The 17165-nt window shown below is 70.2% G+C and carries 13 protein-coding genes and 1 pseudogene; 6 read left to right on the top strand and 8 right to left on the bottom strand.

All coding sequences use genetic code 11. The features are described 5' to 3' along the window. Positions 1-34 precede the first annotated feature (34 nt). From QE428_RS07270 to QE428_RS07255, 4 genes are all read right to left on the bottom strand, one after another. Positions 35-1372: an ABC transporter substrate-binding protein gene (locus tag QE428_RS07270; protein WP_091359325.1), complete on the bottom strand. Its 1338-nt coding sequence runs from the start codon at positions 1370-1372 to the stop codon at positions 35-37. An 80-nt stretch (positions 1373-1452) separates the two neighbouring features. Then, a complete protein-coding gene (locus tag QE428_RS07265) occupies positions 1453-2352 on the bottom strand; it encodes a carbohydrate ABC transporter permease (protein ID WP_307467529.1) in 900 nt (299 codons plus the stop codon). After that, positions 2349-3284: a carbohydrate ABC transporter permease gene (locus QE428_RS07260; RefSeq protein WP_091359318.1), complete on the bottom strand. Its 936-nt coding sequence runs from the start codon at positions 3282-3284 to the stop codon at positions 2349-2351. Before QE428_RS07260 ends, QE428_RS07265 begins: the two co-directional genes overlap by 4 nt. Beyond that, complete coding sequence (locus tag QE428_RS07255) at positions 3281-5296, bottom strand: beta-galactosidase (RefSeq protein ID WP_307467525.1); 2016 nt, start codon at positions 5294-5296, stop codon at positions 3281-3283. The genes QE428_RS07260 and QE428_RS07255 overlap by 4 nt, the downstream gene beginning before the upstream one ends. Before the next feature lie 225 nt (positions 5297-5521). On the opposite strand from QE428_RS07255, the gene QE428_RS07250 reads away from it, so the two are divergent. The 3 genes from QE428_RS07250 to QE428_RS07240 all read left to right on the top strand — a co-directional run bounded on the left by QE428_RS07250 (position 5522) and on the right by QE428_RS07240 (position 10318). Continuing rightward, positions 5522-6556, top strand: a complete 1035-nt coding sequence (locus QE428_RS07250) for a LacI family DNA-binding transcriptional regulator (protein ID WP_307467522.1) — start codon at positions 5522-5524, stop codon at positions 6554-6556. Between the two features lie 182 nt (positions 6557-6738). After that, positions 6739-9222, top strand: a complete 2484-nt coding sequence (locus QE428_RS07245) for an alpha/beta hydrolase-fold protein (RefSeq protein ID WP_307467519.1) — start codon at positions 6739-6741, stop codon at positions 9220-9222. A 52-nt stretch (positions 9223-9274) separates the two neighbouring features. Further along, positions 9275-10318 carry an LLM class flavin-dependent oxidoreductase gene (locus QE428_RS07240; protein ID WP_307467516.1) on the top strand — a complete coding sequence of 348 codons (1044 nt, stop codon included), beginning with the start codon at positions 9275-9277 and terminating at the stop codon, positions 10316-10318. 121 nt (positions 10319-10439) lie between these two features. Here the strand turns inward: QE428_RS07240 and pheA are convergent, their stop codons facing one another. The 3 genes and pseudogenes from pheA to QE428_RS07225 all read right to left on the bottom strand — a co-directional run. Then, a complete protein-coding gene (gene pheA / locus QE428_RS07235) occupies positions 10440-11402 on the bottom strand; it encodes a prephenate dehydratase (protein WP_091359300.1) in 963 nt (320 codons plus the stop codon). Further along, positions 11399-11776: an EamA family transporter gene (locus QE428_RS07230; RefSeq protein WP_307467512.1), complete on the bottom strand. Its 378-nt coding sequence runs from the start codon at positions 11774-11776 to the stop codon at positions 11399-11401. The genes pheA and QE428_RS07230 overlap by 4 nt, the downstream gene beginning before the upstream one ends. A 217-nt stretch (positions 11777-11993) precedes the next feature. After that, positions 11994-12308: pseudogene (locus QE428_RS07225) on the bottom strand (EamA family transporter); the annotation flags it as partial. Between the two features lie 88 nt (positions 12309-12396). On the opposite strand from QE428_RS07225, the gene QE428_RS07220 reads away from it, so the two are divergent. The 3 genes from QE428_RS07220 to galE all read left to right on the top strand — a co-directional run bounded on the left by QE428_RS07220 (position 12397) and on the right by galE (position 16121). Beyond that, positions 12397-13332 (top strand): LysR family transcriptional regulator, encoded by a 936-nt coding sequence (locus tag QE428_RS07220; RefSeq protein WP_133398681.1) that lies wholly within the window; start codon positions 12397-12399, stop codon positions 13330-13332. 63 nt (positions 13333-13395) lie between these two features. Next, positions 13396-15036 (top strand): phosphoglucomutase (alpha-D-glucose-1,6-bisphosphate-dependent), encoded by a 1641-nt coding sequence (pgm, locus tag QE428_RS07215; protein ID WP_091359293.1) that lies wholly within the window; start codon positions 13396-13398, stop codon positions 15034-15036. A gap of 107 nt (positions 15037-15143) precedes the next feature. Further along, the gene (gene galE / locus QE428_RS07210) at positions 15144-16121 is read left to right on the top strand and encodes a UDP-glucose 4-epimerase GalE (RefSeq protein WP_307467506.1); all 978 of its coding nucleotides are present in this window, start codon (positions 15144-15146) and stop codon (positions 16119-16121) included. Between the two features lie 81 nt (positions 16122-16202). On the opposite strand, the gene QE428_RS07205 is transcribed toward galE, so the two are convergent. Further along, entirely contained in the window at positions 16203-17141 is a 939-nt protein-coding gene (locus QE428_RS07205; RefSeq protein WP_307470681.1) for a LacI family DNA-binding transcriptional regulator, read from the bottom strand. Between the last annotated feature and the right edge of the window lie 24 nt (positions 17142-17165).

Genomic DNA, 17165 nt, shown 5'->3' with positions numbered 1-17165 from the left:
GTGGTGTCAGTGAATGACGGGTGTCAGCGAGTGGTCACTCGGCGACGGGGATGGACTGCGCCTTGAGGGCGTCGACCGTCTTGGTCTGCGCGGACTCGAGCGCCTCGAGCAGCGTTCCCTGGCCGCTGGCGGCCTTCTGGAAGCCGTCCGACACGTCGGCGTACGTCTGCGTCATGGTCGGGCCCCACACGAAGTCGGGGTTGACCTCGGAGGCAGCCTGGGCGAAGACGTCGTAGATCTTCTGTCCGCCGTAGAACTCCACACCCTCCTGCAGCGAGGGGAGCTTCAGACCCTCGGTGGTGGCGGGGTAGATGTTCGCCGACTTGTTGAGAGCCGTGAGCGCCTCTTCGGACGTGTTCAGCCACAGCGCGAACTTCGCGGCCTCGTACGGGTGCTCGGTGCCCTTGAAGACGGCGACCGACGAGCCGCCCCAGTTGCCCGAGGCCTTCTCGCCTGCAGCCCACTGCGGGGAGGGAGCGACCGACCACTTGCCGGTGGTGTCAGGAGCACCGGACGAGATGGAGTTGGCGCCCCACACGGCCGAGTTCCAGCTCCAGACCTTGCCCGAGTTGTAGGCGTTGTTCCACTCCTCGGTCCAGGCCGGGTAGGTGGAGACGAGGTCCTCGTCGATCAGGTCCTGCCAGTAGTCGGCGACCTTCTTGGACTCGTCGCCCGTCAGGTTGACCTTCCACTCCTGGCCGTCGTTGGCGAACCAGTCGCCACCGGTCTGCCAGACGAGGCCGGCGAACTGGTTGATGTCGGCGGTCGAGAAGTTGGTGATGTAGCCACCGGTCTTGCGGACCTCCTTGGCGGCTTCCTTGTACTCGTCCCACGTCGTCGGAACGGCGATGTTGTTCTGCTCGAACAGGTCGGAGCGGTAGAACAGCGCCATGGGGCCCGAGTCCTGCGGGATGCCGTAGACGCCGTCGGAGCCGAGGGTGACCTGGTTCCAGGTCCACGGGATGAACTCGTCCTTCGCGGCGACGACGTCCTCGCACGCGGACAGGTCCTCGAGACCGTCCTGGACGCGGAAGCTCGACAGCGCGTCGTACTCGATCTGGCCGAGGTCGGGGGCGTTACCCGCCTCGAGCTGGCTGAAGAAGCTCGCGTACGTGCCGGAGTTGCCGTTGGGGCCCGTCTGGACCTTGACCTGGATGTCGGGGTTCTCGTCGTTCCACATCTTCGCGGCGTCCTCGATGCCCGGGATCCACGACGTGAAGTCGAGGGTGACCTTGCCGTCGGAGGGGGCGCACGCGGCGGGGTCCGCTGCCCCGTCGCCGCTGCCGCCACCGTTGCCGCCGGCGCAGCCGGCGAGGGTGAACGCAGTGAGCAGTGCGACGCCGGCGACGACTGCCTTCTTGGTGTGCTGCATGGGATTTCCAATCTGATCGTTGATCGGGTGACAGGTACTGGTATTGCAGGGATGCCGAGGGGTCCGCCCTCGGCAGGAGCTCACTTCACGGAACCGGTGCCGAGTCCGTTGCGCCAGAAGCGCTGAAGCAAGAGGAAGGCGATGATGAGCGGCACGATCGACAGGAAGGCGCCGACCAGGACGTAGGTGCGCAGCTCGGGGATCTGGTTGAGCTGCGTGTTCCACGTGTAGAGCCCGTAGGTGACGGGGAACAGGTCCTGGCTGCGGAGCATGATCAGCGGCAGGAAGAAGTTGTTCCAGATGGACACGAACTGGAAGAGGAACACCGTCACGAGAGCCGGCGCCATGAGCCGCGTCGAGACCGTGAAGAACGTTCTGACCTCACCCGAACCGTCGAGGCGCGCGGCCTCGATGAGCTCGTCGGGCACCGACGACGACGCGTAGATGCGCGCGAGGTAGACGCCGAAGGGACTCACGATGCTCGGCAGGAGGACCGCCCAGAACGTGTTGGTCAGGTTCACCTGGCTGAACAGGAGGAACAGGGGCAGTGCGAGCGCGGTCGCCGGGACGAGCACGCCACCGAGGACGATGTTGAAGAACGCCTCACGACCACGGAACCGGTACTTGCCGAGGGCATAGCCCGCCATGCCGGCGAACACGGTCGCCAGCAGAGCGCCGAGACCCGCGTACCCCAGGCTGTTGAGCAGCCAGCGGAAGTAGATCCCGTTGTTGTAGGAGATGAGGTCGCCGATGTTGGCGAACAGGTTCCAGTCGGCGAACCACAGCGGGTTGGTCGTCAGCAGCTGACCACGGTCCTTCGAGGAGGCGATGAACAGCCACCAGATCGGCACGATGAAGTACAGCGTGAAGATCCCCATGATGAGCAGGGCTGCGCCGCGCGAGAGGATTGACTCCCGCGGACCGCGGGTCTTCGGGAGGTCGGTCGCCAGGGCGCCGTTGGTACGGGTGAGGAGGCTCATTGCTCGGCCTTCCGCTGGGTGAGCTTCAAGAACGCGAACGACAGGACGCAGGTGGCGAGCGCCAGCACGACCGAGAAGGCCGCCGCGAGGTACGGGTTCGGCACCGAGCTGGTCGCGTAGATCGTCATGTTCGGCGTGAACGTGGACGAGACCGCCGTGCTGAACGAGCGGAAGACCTGCGGCTCGGCCAGCAGCTGCAGCGTGCCGATGATCGAGAACACGGCCGTGAGGATGATGGCGGGGGCCACCATCGGGATCTTGATCGACCAGGCGATGCGGATCTGCCCGGCACCGTCGAGGCGCGCGGCCTCGTAGACCTCGGCGGGGATCGCGAGGAGGGCCGAGTAGATGATGAGCATGTTGTAGCCCACGAAGACCCACGTCACGACGTTGGCGATCGACCAGAGGACCATCTCGGGCGAGAGGAAGTCGACCGAGTTCGTCAGGCCCGTGAACGGCGACAGGTTCGGCGAGTACAGGAAGCCCCACATGATCGCCGCGATGACACCGGGAACGGCGTAGGGCGCGAAGAAGGCGAGACGGAAGAACCGCTTGCCCTTGAGGACCGGCGAGTCCAGCAGCAGCGCGAACAGCAGCGCGAGGCCCAGCATGACCGGCACCTGGACGACGCCGAACAGCAGCACCCGACCGACGGACTCCCAGAATGGCGCGTTCTGGAACACCTGGATGTACTGCGTCAGTCCGCCGAACACCTCGGTGGGCTCGCCGTAGAGACCGTCGCGCTGGACGACCAGCAGCGACTGCCAGATGGCATAGCCGATCGGCAACAGATAGAAGAGGGCGAAGAGGATGCCGAACGGTCCCAGGAAGACCGCGATCGCCCCCTTGTGCGGGGTCTTGGCCCGCGGGATCCGCTTCGCGCGCGGCGGCTTGGCCGACGAACGCGTCACGAGGACTTCCGTGGCGGTCATGCAGCCGCCTCCTCTCTGATGATGCGCACCGCGCCGGCGGGCACGGTGGCGCGACCGGCGACGGGCGTGCCGGTCACGAGGTCCACGCCGTCGGAGTCGACGTGGACATCGGTCTCGCCGTGGTTGATCACGAAGAGATAGGACGCGAGCTCCCCGCGTCGGCGGACGATCTCGAGGTCGCGCGAACGGGGCTCGACGACGGCGGCCGGAGCGACTCCGGCCTCGTCGGCGAGACGCGCGACCAGGTCACGGTAGTCGGCGTCGCTGGGAACGGTGGCGAGGTACCACGCGGCACCCTCGCCCCAGTCGTTGCGGGTGAGCGCCGGCATCCCCGCGGCGGGGCCGTCGGTGAAGGATGCCTGGGCCTCGGCCGTGGTGGTGCGGGACCGCTCGGACCACAGCCGTGCCGTCGATCCGTCGCTCAGGGTCAGCGACACCTCGGGGGCGACGGGGGCGAACTCCTCGATGTGCAGACCGAGGGCCTCGCGGAGCGGACCCGCGTACCCGCCGGTGTAGACCCGGTCGTTCTCGTCGACGATGGCGGTCGAGAAGGTGACGAGTGCGGTGCCGCCGGTGGCGATCCACGCGGTCAGGACCGCGGCATCCGCTTCGGTCATGAGGTGGACGCCCGGGACGACGACCATGCGGTAGCCGGAGAGGTCCGAGCCGGGGGCCACGACGTCGACGGTGAGGCCGTTCGCGTGCAGGGCACGGTACGAGGCGTGCACCTGCTCGAGGTAGCCGAACGCCTGGCTCGGGCGGGTCTCGCTCTGGGTCGCCCACCAGGACTCCCACGAGAAGAGGAACGCGATGTCGGACTCGACGCGGGAGCCTGCGACCTCGCCGAGGCGGTCGACGATCCCGCCGAGCTCGACGACCTCGCGCCACACGGCGGAGTCGGTGCCGGCGTGGGGAAGCATCGCGGAGTGGAACTTCTCGCTCCCCTGCACCGAGGCGCGCCACTGGAAGAAGCAGACGCCGTCGGCGCCGCGTGCGACGTGGGTCAGCGAGTTGCGGATCATCTCACCGGCAGCCTTGGGCTTGTTCAGCGGCTGCCAGTTGACGGCGCCGGTCGAGTGCTCCATGAGGATCCACGGAGACCCCTGCGCGAGACCGCGCGAGAGGTCCGCGGCGAACGCGAGTTCGGACCGCGGGTCGCCGAGTCGGTGGTCGAGGTAGTGATCGTTCGCGATGACGTCCATCTCGCCCGCCCACGACCAGTAGTCGAGGTTCTCGATGTGCGCGGTCACCATGAAGTTCGTGGTGATCGCGATCTCGCTGTGGGCGCGGATGGCCTCCGCCTCGGCACGGTAGTGCGCGAGAAGGGCGTCGCTGCTGAAGCGGTGGAAGTCGAGCATCTGCCCCGGGTTGCGGCTGGACAGGGTCGCCTTGGGAGTGAGGATCTCGTCCCACTCGTAGTAGGTCTGGCTCCAGAACGCGGTGCCCCACGCTCGGTTCACGGCCTCGACGGTGCCGTAACGGGCCTGCAGCCAGACGCGGAACGCGGCGGCGCTCTCGTCGCAGTGGCAGAGCGCGTTGTGGCAGCCGAGCTCGTTCGACACGTGCCAGAGCGCGATCGCGGGGTGCGAGCCGTAGCGGGCGGCGACGGCGTCCACGAGCGCGAGGGCGGCCTGGCGGTAGACGGGCGAACTCGGGCACCACGCCTGACGCCCACCCGGGTAGCGGCGCGTGCCGTCCTCGACCACGGGGAGGATCTCGGGGTGGGCGGTCGTCAGCCAGGCGGGGGTGGAGGCGGTACCGGTGCCGAGGTTGATGCGGATGCCGGCCGCGTGCAGCCGGCCGATGATGTCGTCGAGGCGGGCGAAGTCGTACTGACCGGCACGGGGCTCGATGTGCGCCCAGCCGAAGATGTTGATCGCGACCAGGTCGACTCCGGCTTCGCGCATGAGCGCGATGTCCTCATCCCAGACGTCGGGCGTCCACTGTTCGGGGTTGTAATCACAACCGAACGCGATGCCGTCGTGCGCGAAGGGGCGGGCGGGGACCGACATGTTCTCCTCTTGGATCCTGTGAACGTGCACAGGATCAAGCGGTGTTCCTCCGCGTTGAGGCTCTGTGAACGTGTACAGAGTAGGCAGAGCGAATCCCCGATGTCAACACGGGTGGGCGCGACACCCGTTCTCCCGCGAATCGGCGGCAGAGGCGGTATCCCTGGACCTGCGACTCGCTCACCAGCGGGCGCACGGAGCGTGTGTGCGTGCACATACGATGAGCGCGTGAGCAACGACCACACGGATGTCATCGGCCGGCGCCGTCGCGCGACCGTCAAGGATGTGGCCACCGAAGCCGGGGTCTCGCGCGGAACGGTGAGCCGCGTGCTGAACGGCCAGCCCTACGTCTCGAACGAGGCGCGTGAGGCCATCGAGGCCGCGATCGCCAAGGTGGGCTTCGTCCCCAACCGTGCCGCGCGCAGCCTCGTCATGCAGAGCTCGCAAGCCATCGGCCTGATCGTCCACGAGCCCCACTCGCTCTTCGTCGAGGATCCGAACATCGGCTCGATCCTTCTCGGCGCGAATGCGGCGCTGTCCGAGGCGGACTACCAGCTGTCGTTCATGATCGCCGACACCACCCGCGACATCGAACGCCTCGCCCGATACCTGAGTGGCGGCCTGATCGACGGCGTCATCATCGTCTCGGCACGCGTGGGCGACCCGATCACCCGTGCGGTCGCCGACCTCGGCCTGCCCGCCGCTTTCGTCGGCCACCCCCGCGACATCGGCGACGCCGCCTACGTCGCGATCGACAACCGCGGGGCCGCGCGCGAGATCACGAACCGGCTCGCGGCCACGGGACGTCGGCGCATCGGGATGATCGCCTCCGCCCTCGACCGCGACTCGGGCTCGGACCGTCTCGCCGGTTTCGTCGACGCCCTCGGCAACAGATTCGACCCGCAGCTCGTCGAGCGGGTGCCCCTGTACTCCTACTCCGACGGGCAGGAGGGCATGCGTGCACTGCTCGAGCGTGCACCCGACATCGACGGCGTCTTCGCGTCGAGCGACGCCGTCGCCGCCGGAGCGATGGACGTCCTGCAGGCAGCCGGCCGTGTCGTACCGGAGGACGTCGGCATCGTCGGATTCGACGACAGCTCCTGGGCCCTCCGGTGCGATCCGCCGCTGTCGACCGTGCACCAGCCCGCCGGCGAGCTCGGTCGGGCGGCAGCGGAGTCCGTGCTGCGCCAGCTTCGCGGTGAGGACCCCGGCACGAGCGGACGCGTGCTCGAATGTCCCGTGGTCTGGCGCGACTCCGCCTGACGCCTGATGGCCTGACGCCCGACGCGTGCACATATGCGCACGTCGTGCGCTGTGCGTTGACATCGCGGATGATGCGGTGCCACTCTGTGTGCACGTTCACAGCGGATCCATCACCACCTCCGTGAACGTGCACAGTCACACCGGGCAGCGACGCCCGGCATCCCACAAGGAAGTAGGAGTCCGTGAATTCTCACGTCCCTCGACGGCGCCGTCTGGCCGCCATCACCGCCGCGGCAGCCGTCGCGACGTCGCTCTGCATCGCCACCCCCGCGCTGGCCGCTCCCTCGGCCCAGCCGATCTCCCCCGCAGCCAGCGCCACGACATCGCCGGGTACCAGCGTGTCGCTCGACCTCGGGGGCACCTGGAAGTTCGCGAAGGGCGACGACCCGTCCTACGCCGCGCCGGACTTCGACGACTCGTCCTGGCAGGACATCACCGTCCCCGGCGACGGCACCCCCTTCGACGACTACGACGGGTTCGGCTGGTACCGCCTGACCTTCACCTTGCCTCCGGATGCCGCGGGCACGAACCTCGTCGCATCGCTCGGCTTCCTCGACGACGTCGACGAGGCCTACCTCAACGGCACGCGGATCGGCGGTTCGGGCACGATGCCGCCGGCTGCCAGCAGCCAGTGGTTCGAGAAGCGTCTCTACCCCGTTCCGGCCGACGCACCGAACTTCGGCGGCGAGAACACCCTCGCGGTGCGCCTGTACGACATGAACGGCGGCGGCGGCTGGTACGAAGGACCCGTCGGGATCTACTCGAAGGATGCCGTCCGCGCGAACGTCTACGGCATCACCGGGCCCCGCGCCTCGGCCGCGCAGTCGGCCGCCGTGGCGGATGTCCTCGAGGCGCAGAAGACCGCTCTCGCGGCCGGCGATGTCGACGCGTACCTGAAGACGCTCGACAAGAGCTACTTCCACGACGGCCGGTCGAAGGACCGGCGCGCCCGCGAGCTGCGCGACTGGATGAAGGAGTCGGGCTCCCTCACCCTCACCGACAGCGAGGTCGAGGTCGTCACCGGCGAGGACGGCGCCCTCGTCGTCGACACCAACCGGACGATCACGGGCACGCGTGACGGCGAGCCGTACACCTTCCAGCCGGCATCCCAGCAGTTCCTCCACATCGACGGGACCACGCTCCGCGAGACCGGCAACGATTCCCGGTTCTTCCGCGAGACGGTGGATTCCGACCTCGAGGGTCAGCCGCGCGAGTTCGCGACCTACCTGCCCCCGTCCTACCTGAGCGAGCCGAACCGCGAATACCCGGTCGTCTATCTGCTGCACGGCATCAACGGCGGCAGCCGCGAGTGGGAACCGCGCGACATCGACGACGTCCTCGACGGCCTCTGGAAGCAGGGCCTCGCCGAATCGATCGTCATCATGCCCGACGGCGAATCGCTCTGGTATTCCGACCAGCCGAACGGCGGCACGCCGTGGCGCAGCATGTTCCTCACCGAGATGGTGCCCCTCGTCGACAAGGAGTACCGCACCCTCGAGGGCCGCGACTTCCGCGCCCTGACGGGTGTGTCGATGGGTGGCTTCGGCGCCTGGTCGCTCGGACTCTCGAACCCCGGGATGTTCTCCTCCATCGCTTCGCACATCGGTTCGCTGAGCTACTCCGGCTCCGCCCTTCCCACGCCGCTCAAGCAGGCCGGCGACATGACCGCGAAGCAGCTGAAGAAGTTCGACCTCTACTTCGACGCGTGCGAGTTCGACGAGTACCGCTTCGATGACGCCGCACGCTCGATGAACACGATCCTCACCGACAAGGGCGTGCCCCACACGTGGGCCGTCTACCCCGAGGGCCGACACAACGACGCCTGCTGGATGCCGCACCTGAAGGACTCGTTCGGCATGCACTCGACGCACTTCCGCGAGGCGGGCCTGCGCGAGGACTTCGTGAAGCCCGAGATCAGCGTCCCGGCATCCACCACCGTCAGCTTCGGATCGACCTTCGACGCTCTCGCCGGCGTGACCGCGCGCGACGCGGTCGACGGCGACCTCACCGCCGAGCTGTCGGTCCGCGGCACGGTCGACACGAAGAAGCTCGGCACGTACACCCTCCGCTACGTCGTGAAGGATGCCGCAGGCAACCGCGCTCGCGTCGACCGCACGGTCACGGTGGCGCCCGCCGCTCTGACCGTCGGCACGCCGACGGTGTCGGGTACGGCGAAGGTCGGCGCCACGCTGACGGCGAAGCCCGGCACGTGGACGAAGGGCACGGCGTTCGCGTACCAGTGGATGCGTGACGGCTCGCCGATCCGCGGTGCGGTCACCTCGACGCACCGACTGACGGCCGCCGACGCCGGAACCCGCATCTCGGTGCGCGTGACCGGCACCCAGTCCGGGTACACGACCGCGGCGAAGACCTCGGCTGCGACGGCGAAGGTCGCGAAGGGCACCCTGCGCGCGTCGACGCCGACCGTCACCGGCTCGGCCAAGGTCGGCAAGACGCTGACCGCCCGTGCCGGCGCGTGGACCGAGGGAACGCGGCTGTCGTACCAGTGGCTGAACAACGGCAGGGCGATCGCCGGCGCGACCAAGGCGTCGTACTCGGTCGCCCGGGGCGACCGTGGTGACCGCCTGTCGGTGCGCATCACGGGCAGCCTCAGCGGCTACGACACGGTGAGCCGGACCTCCGGCGCCGTGCGCATCGCCCGCTGAATCGAAGGCGGCGCGGAATGCGCCGCCCGCGGCCGGGGTTGCAGTGTTCGTTATGAGCATCGCGACCCCGGCCCTTTCCGTTCTCGACCTCGTCCCCGTCCGCACGGGGCAGACCAGCAGCCAGGCGATCGCCGCCTCGATCGCCCTCGCACAGCGCGCAGACGACCTCGGCTACCAGCGCTACTGGTTCGCGGAACACCACAACATGCCGGCCGTCGCCTCGACGACACCCCCGGTTCTCATCGCCGCGACCGCCTCGCGGACCCGCCGCATCCGGGTCGGCTCCGGCGGCGTCATGCTCCCCAACCACTCCCCCCTCGTCGTCGCCGAGCAGTTCGCGGCGCTCGAAGCCCTCGCGCCCGGTCGCATCGACCTCGGCATCGGGCGCGCGCCCGGGTCGGACCCGGTCATCACGCAGCTGCTGCGCCAGTCGGGGACCACGAGCGACGTGGAGCGCTTCCCGAACCACGTCACCGACATCCGCTCGCTGGTGTCGGCGGAGGGCGCGACGCTGCGGTTCACCTCGGGCGGCACCTACACCGTGACCGCCACACCCGCCTCGACGAGCGCGCCCGAGGTGTGGTTGCTCGGATCGAGCGACTACTCCGCCCAGCTCGCCGCCGGCATGGGCCTGCCGTACGTCTTCGCCAACCACTTCTCGGGCGACGGCCTCGAGCGCGCGCTCGACCTGTACCGCGGGCAGTTCCAGCCGTCCGAGACCCTCGCCGCACCCCGGACCTTCGTCACGGCCAACGCGGTCGTCGCAGACACCGACGACGAGGCGCGCGCCGCGGCCCTCCCGCAGGCACGCATGATGGCGCGGCTGCGCGGCGGCAAGCCGCTGACGGCCCTCGAGACGGTCGAGCAGGCAGCAGCAGCAGAGGCATCCGATTCCCTCGCCGCCCCCGTCTTCGACGCGATGATGTCGCGCTGGTTCGTCGGGACCGGGCCGGAGGTCCGCACGCGCCTCGCCGACTTCGCTGCTCGTCACGGCGTCGACGAGGTCATGGTCTCGCCCGTCGCCGGTGCGACCGAGGCGGAGCCGATGGATGCCGCGCCCTCGCGGATCCGCACGCTGGAGCTCCTCGCCGCCTGACGCAGTCGTCGCGGGCCGCGGGCCGCCCACGACGGTAACTCCTCGAAATCGAGCCCGAAAAACGGACGCAACCGGTTCCGCGAGCAGCGGGCCGCGGGTCTTTGAGGAGTTGCGGACCGGCTCAGGCCTCGGGCTCGCCCGAGACGAGACCCCGCAGCCAGTCGCGCGCCTCGACGAACACCTCGTCGGAGTACCGCTCCGGGTAGCGGACGATCGCGCGGTCGGCGCGCGGGTACGACCCGAGGTAGAGGACGCGCGGCGAGAAACGGCGCAGGCCCAGGAGGGCGTCGGCCATGCGCTCGTCCTCGATGTGTCCATCGGCGTCGATGACGAATCGGTAGCGACCGAGCTCGTCGCCGATCGGGCGCGAGGCCAGCAGCGACAGGTTGATCCCGCGGGTGGCGAACTGCTCGAGGAGCTCGAGCAGGGCACCCGGGTGATCCTCGGGGAGCTCGACGATGAGCGAGGTCTTGTCCGCCCCGGTCGGTGCGGGCGGCGGCGCAGTACGACTCACGAGCACGAAGCGCGTCACGGCGTGCGCGTTGTCGCCGATCTTCTCGGCGAGGAGCTCGAGGTCGTGGAGGGAGAGGATGCCGGGCGGCGCGATCGCGGCATCCGCGGTGATCGTGCCATCGACGATGCCGACGGCCGCCGCGACGTTGCTGGTCGCCGGGATGTGCGAGTGCTCCGGCAGCGCGCTGGTCAGCCACGTGAGGCACTGCGCGTACGCGACGGGGTGAGCGGCGATGACCGAGACGTCCTCGAGGCGGACGCCGGGCTTCGCGACCAGCACGAACTCGACGGGGACGAGGTACTCCCCCACGATCCGCAGACCCGCAACGGTGGCGAGCGCGTCCTGCGTGGTCGAGACGCCGCCGTCGACGGAGTTCTCGATCGCGATCATCGCCGCATCCGATCGGCCCTCGATCACGTCGGCGAGAGCCTCGCCGACGTTGCGGACGGGTCGCCAGTTCTGGTCGCGCGCTTCTGGGACCTGCGCGAGGGCGGCTTCGGTGAAGGTGCCTGCGGGGCCGAGGAAGCTGTACGTGCGACGGGTGGGGGAAGCCGGGGGCTCGGATGTCACGCGGACAGCCTAGTGGGCACCCCCATGAGCTCGACCGCCGGCGACACCCGCTGACGACGGCGGATGCCGCTGACCAGCACCCCCGCGACGAGCACCGCCCCGCCGACCACCTCCCCGACGCTCGGGGCCTCGCCGCGCAGCAGTGCGGCAGAGGCCATCGCGACAACGGGTGCGAGCAGGATCCACGGCACGACCGCCGCCGACGGGTTTCGGCCGAGCAGTCCGTTGAAGACGGCGTAGGCGAACAGCGTGCAGAGCCCCGCCGTGTACAGCGTCGAGATGACGGCCTGCGGACCGATGGCGGCGAGGCCCGCGCCGATCGCGGCGGGACCGTCGATCACGAACGACAGGGCGAGCGCGGGCACGGGGACCACGAGCGACGACCACACCGTCAGCGAGAGAGTCCCGCCCGCGGCCGATGCCGGTGACGACGCCCGCGCGGCGCGAGATCACATTGCCGACCGCCCACGACAGCGCGGCGGCGAGCGCGAGGCAGACGGCCAGGACGGGGGCATCCCCGCCGCGGAAGGTCGCGACGACCGCGAGGCCGACGACCCCCAGCCCCACCCCGACGATCTGCATCGCCGAGGGCCGCTCGCGCAGTGTGATCGCCGCGATCACGATCGTGAACACCGCCTGCGCCTGCATCAGGAGCGCCGCGAGGCCCGGGCTCAGCCCCAGGGCGAGCGAGGTGTAGAGCAGGGCGAACTGCCCGAGGCTCATGAACAGGCCGACTCCGACGATCACGCGCCACCCGGTCTGGGGCCTCGGCACGACGAGGACGGCGAGCGCGACCACGGCGAACCGGATCGCCGCGAACAGCAGGGGCGGGATGCCGCTCATCCCCCAGTCGATGACGACGAAGTTCAGGCCCCACAGCGAGGCGACGAGAGCGGCGAGGAGCATGTCACGGCGGGTCACGTGATCCATTCAGCCCGCGGCATCCATGAAGGACAAGCGATCATTCTTTGGGGCAAATCGGTAGCATCGCTACATGATCGATCTCGAGGCCGTCGTCTCCCTTCGCGCCGTCGCCACGGAGGGGAGCGTCGCGGCCGCCGCGACCGCCCTCGGTTTCACGCCGTCGGCCGTGTCGCAGCAGATCAAGCGGCTCGAGCGCGACACCGGCGTGGCCCTGCTGGAACGAGTCGGCCGAGGTGTCGTGCTCACGGAGTCCGCGACGCGCCTCGTGGTATCCGCGACGCCCATCCTCGCCGACCTCGAGCGCGTCCGCGCCGATCTGCACGGGGGCGGCGAGCCCGGTCGCGTCAGCGGGGAGATCCGCATCGGCGCGTTCTCCACGGTCGTGCGCGGAGTCATGGTGCCCCTCATCGCGGACCTCGGCCGGCGGCATCCGGACCTGCGGGTACCCCTGCGCGAGAGCGAGCCCTGGGAGACGATCGCCCTCGTGGCGTCCGGTCAGCGCGACCTCGGCATCGTGCACCGCTGGGGGAACGTCGCGCTCTCGATCCCCGAGCACCTCGTCGAGACCCCGCTGTTCACCGATGTCGCCGACGTGATCCTGCACCGCGATCACCCGCTCGCGGGCCGTGCCGAACTGCGCCCCGACGAGATCGGCGGTGAGCCGTGGGTCGCGACCTTCGAGTCGACCATCTGCCGTCAGTGGCTCCGGCGGCTGTTCGACGGCGTCGGCGGCGCTCCCCGCATCGTCCACGAGTCGATGGAGTTCGAGAACCACCTCGAGATCGCCCGCGCCGGCATCGCCGTCGCCCTGGTGCCCCGGCTCGGCCGGCCTCCCCTGGGCCCGGACCTCGTCGCGATCCCCACCGTGTCGCCGGAGTCCATCCGCGAGGTGTCGGCGATCCACCGCCGCACGATGTCGGACTCCCCCGCCCTGCGGACGGTCCTCGACGCGCTCACCGCACGCACGGAGTCGATGGCGACGGATGCCGGGCGGCTGCCCGCCTGAACAAGCGATGCGGATCCGCGACACGCAGGCGCTCCCGCCCGACTTCCCTGGCAGACTGGGCGGATGAGCCGCGCAGGACAGCCCGCCGAATCCTCTGACCTGATCGATGTCGACGCGCTGATCAGCGCGTACTACGACCTCTCCCCCGATCCGGCGGTCCCCGCCCAGCGGGTCGCGTTCGGCACGAGCGGCCACCGCGGCTCCTCGCTCTCGCGGAGCTTCAACGAGGTCCACATCCTCGCCACGACGCAGGCGATCGTCGACTACCGCGCGGCGCAGGGCATCTCGGGTCCCCTCTTCCTGGGGCGCGACACGCACGGCCTCTCGCTTCCGGCGGAGCACACCGCGATCGAGGTCCTCGTGGCGAACGGCGTCGACGTCCGCGTCGACAGCCGCGACTCGTGGGTGCCGACGCCGGCGCTGAGCCACGCGATCCTCACCTACAACAAGGGACGGGACGAGGCGGATGCCGGTCGTGCCGACGGCATCGTCGTCACCCCGTCGCACAACCCGCCGCGCGACGGCGGCTTCAAGTACAACCCGCCGCACGGCGGCCCGGCCGACACCGATGCCACCGGCTGGATCGCCGACCGTGCGAACGAGCTCATCGAGGCCGGCCTCGAGGGCGTCAAACGGGTCCGCCACGCCGACATCGACGACGCGACGCTCGGCGAGTACGACTTCCGCGAGGGCTACGTCGCCGACCTCGCGTCGATCATCGACGTCGAGGCGATCGCCCGCGCGGGCGTGCGGATCGGCGCCGACCCGCTCGGCGGCGCCTCGGTCGAGTACTGGGCCCTCATCGGCGAGCGCTACGGCCTCGACCTGACGGTCGTGAACCCCGAGGTCGACCCGACGTGGCGGTTCATGACGCTCGACTGGGACGAGAAGATCCGCATGGATCCGTCGTCGCCCTCGGCGATGGCCGCGCTCGTCGCCCGGCGCGACGAGTACGACATCCTGACGGGCAACGACGCCGACGCCGACCGCCACGGCATCGTGACGCCCGATGCGGGTCTCATGAACCCGAACCACTTCCTCGCCGTCGCGATCGACTACCTGTACGCGCACCGCGAGGGGTGGCCGAAGGATGCCGCGATCGGCAAGACCCTCGTCTCGTCGATGATCATCGACCGCGTCGCCGCCTCGCTCGGCCGGACCCTCCTCGAGGTCCCCGTCGGCTTCAAGTGGTTCGTCCCGGGGCTCCTCGACGGCTCCGTCGCCTTCGGCGGCGAGGAGTCCGCCGGCGCGTCGTTCCTCCGCAAGGACGGCAGCGTGTGGACGACCGACAAGGACGGCATCCTCCTCTGCCTGCTCGCGGCCGAGATCCTCGCCGTCACGGGCAAGACCCCGTCGCAGCGGTACGCCGAGCTCGAGGCCGAGTTCGGGGCATCCGCTTATCAGCGCGTGGACGCGCCTGCCTCACCCGAGCAGAAGGCGGCTCTCTCGATGCTGTCGGGCGACGCCGTCACGGCGAGCGAGCTCGCCGGCGACCCGGTGACCGCCAAGCTGTCGCACGCCCCGGGCAACGGTGCCGCGATCGGCGGCCTCAAGGTGCAGACAGAGTTCGCCTGGTTCGCGGCGCGCCCCTCGGGCACCGAGGACGTCTACAAGCTGTACGCCGAGAGTCTCAAGGGGCCGGAGCACCTCGCGCAGGTGCAGGAGGAGGCCCGCAAGGTCGTCGCGGCAGCGCTGGGTTCCTGAGGCTCGCGGCGCTGGGCTCCTGAGGCTCGCGGCGCTGGGCTCCTAGGCTCGCAGCGCTCGGTTCCTGACGTCCGGGCCGCCGGTCCCGCGCCAGTAGGCTCGGGATCATGAGTTGGCTCGTCACCGGAGGCGCCGGGTACATCGGCGCCCACATCGTCCGCGCTCTCGCCGAGGCGGGTCTCGACCCGGTCGTCCTCGACGACCTCTCGAGCGGGGACGCCTCGTTCGTGCCCGAGGGGGTGCCCTTCGTTCAGGGCACGATCCTCGACCGGGAGCTCGTCGCGAACACCCTGCGCGAGCACGGCGCCGAAGGCGTCATCCACGTCGCCGGGTTCAAGTACGCGGGCGTCTCGGTCCAGCGGCCCCTGCACACGTACGAGCAGAACGTCGAAGGGACGCGCGTCGTCCTCGCCGCGATGGCGGATGCCGGTGTCTCGAACATCGTCTTCTCCTCCAGCGCCGCCGTCTACGGGACTCCCGACGTGCCGCTCGTGACCGAGGACCTGCCGAAGCGTCCCGCCTCGCCCTACGGCGAGTCGAAGCTCATCGGCGAGTGGCTGCTCGCTGCGCAGGGCGTCGCGACGGCGGCATCCGATGCGCCCCTGCGCCACACCTCGCTCCGATACTTCAACGTCGTCGGCTCGGGCGATGCGTCGGTATGGGACAAGAGCCCGCACAACCTGTTCCCGATCGTGTTCGAGATGCTGATCGACGGCAAGACGCCGCGCATCAACGGCGACGACTACAACACCCCCGACGGCACGAACGTCCGCGACTACGTGCACGTGTCGGACATCGCCGCCGCGCACGCCGTCGCGGCGCAGCGCCTTCGTGCGGGCGAGCCGGTCGAGCCGGCGTACAACCTGGGTTCGCAGAACGGCCTGTCGGTCCGCGAGATCATGGATGCCGTCGCCCGCGTCACCGGCATCGAGTTCACCCCCGAGGTGGGCCCGCGCCGCGCCGGCGATCCCGACCGGATCGTTGCGACCGGCGAGCTCGCCGCCCGCGACCTCGACTGGAAGATGCGGTACACCCTCGACGAGATGGTGCAGAGCGGCTGGGAGGCCCGCCGCAACGCCGGCTGACCCCATCCCGTCGTACCGACCCCACCTCCTGCGCACCGCGCGGGCAGGGTGGGGTCGGTCGTTGCAGGCGGGGTCGGCGCGTCAGCCCGACGCGCGGGCGATGAGCGTCGTCGGGACGACGGTCCGCGTCGCGGGCGCGCCGTCGAGCGTCGCCGCGAGGGCGGCGACGGCGGCCTCGCCGAGGGCGTCGAAGTCCTGTCGGACGGTGGTGAGCGGCGGGCGGTAGTCGGCGGCATCCGCGACATCGTCGAACCCGATGACGGCGACGTCGTCGCGGTCGGCCTCGGCGAGCGCACGCAGCACGCCGAGCGCCATCTGGTCGTTCGCGGCGAACACGGCGTCCACCGCGGGGTCCGCTGCGAGCGCCCGACCCGCCGCGTGACCGGATGCCGCGCCCCAGTCCCCGCGCACGGGTTCGGGCACGCGCGCCCCGTCGTGCGCGGCGCGCCAGCCGCGCTCGCGCTCGTCCGCCGCGAACGAGCCGGCGGGACCGGCGACGTGCGCGACCGTGCGACGTCCGGCATCCCGCAGCCGGCGCGTAGCCGCCTCGGCGCCGCCCGCGTGATCGGACTGGACCGTGGCGAACGCACCGCCGGGCGAGTCGACGGCCACGAGTGCGAGGCCCGCGGGCGGCGTGACGCCTTCGGCGATCGCGGTCGCCTCGTTGAGCACGACGGCGCCGTCGACGCCGAGGTCGTGCAGCCGGTCGAACGCGGCACCGACGTCGGCGCGGCCCGCAAGCGCGACGAGGGTGACGGCGAGGTCTCGTCGGGCGGCGGCGGATGCCACGGCTTCGAGCATCCGCGAGTTGCCGACCGTCGACAGGGTGGCGACGATAACGCCGATCGTGCCGGAGCGCCCGGTGCGCAGAGCCCGGGCGGCGCGGTGGGGCCGGTAACCGAGGTCGGCCATGGCGGCCTCGACACGGATCCGCGTCTCGGGGTCGACCCGCGGGCTGGCGTTGACGACCCGAGAAACGGTCTGCCCCGAGACGCCCGCGGCCGCGGCCACGTCGGCCATCGAGATGCGTCGCTGCACGGCATC

This window comes from Microbacterium sp. SORGH_AS_0505, assembly GCF_030818715.1.
In the GTDB taxonomy this organism is placed as follows: Bacteria; Actinomycetota; Actinomycetes; order Actinomycetales; family Microbacteriaceae; genus Microbacterium.
This window is presented reverse-complemented; position numbering and strand designations above follow the sequence as displayed.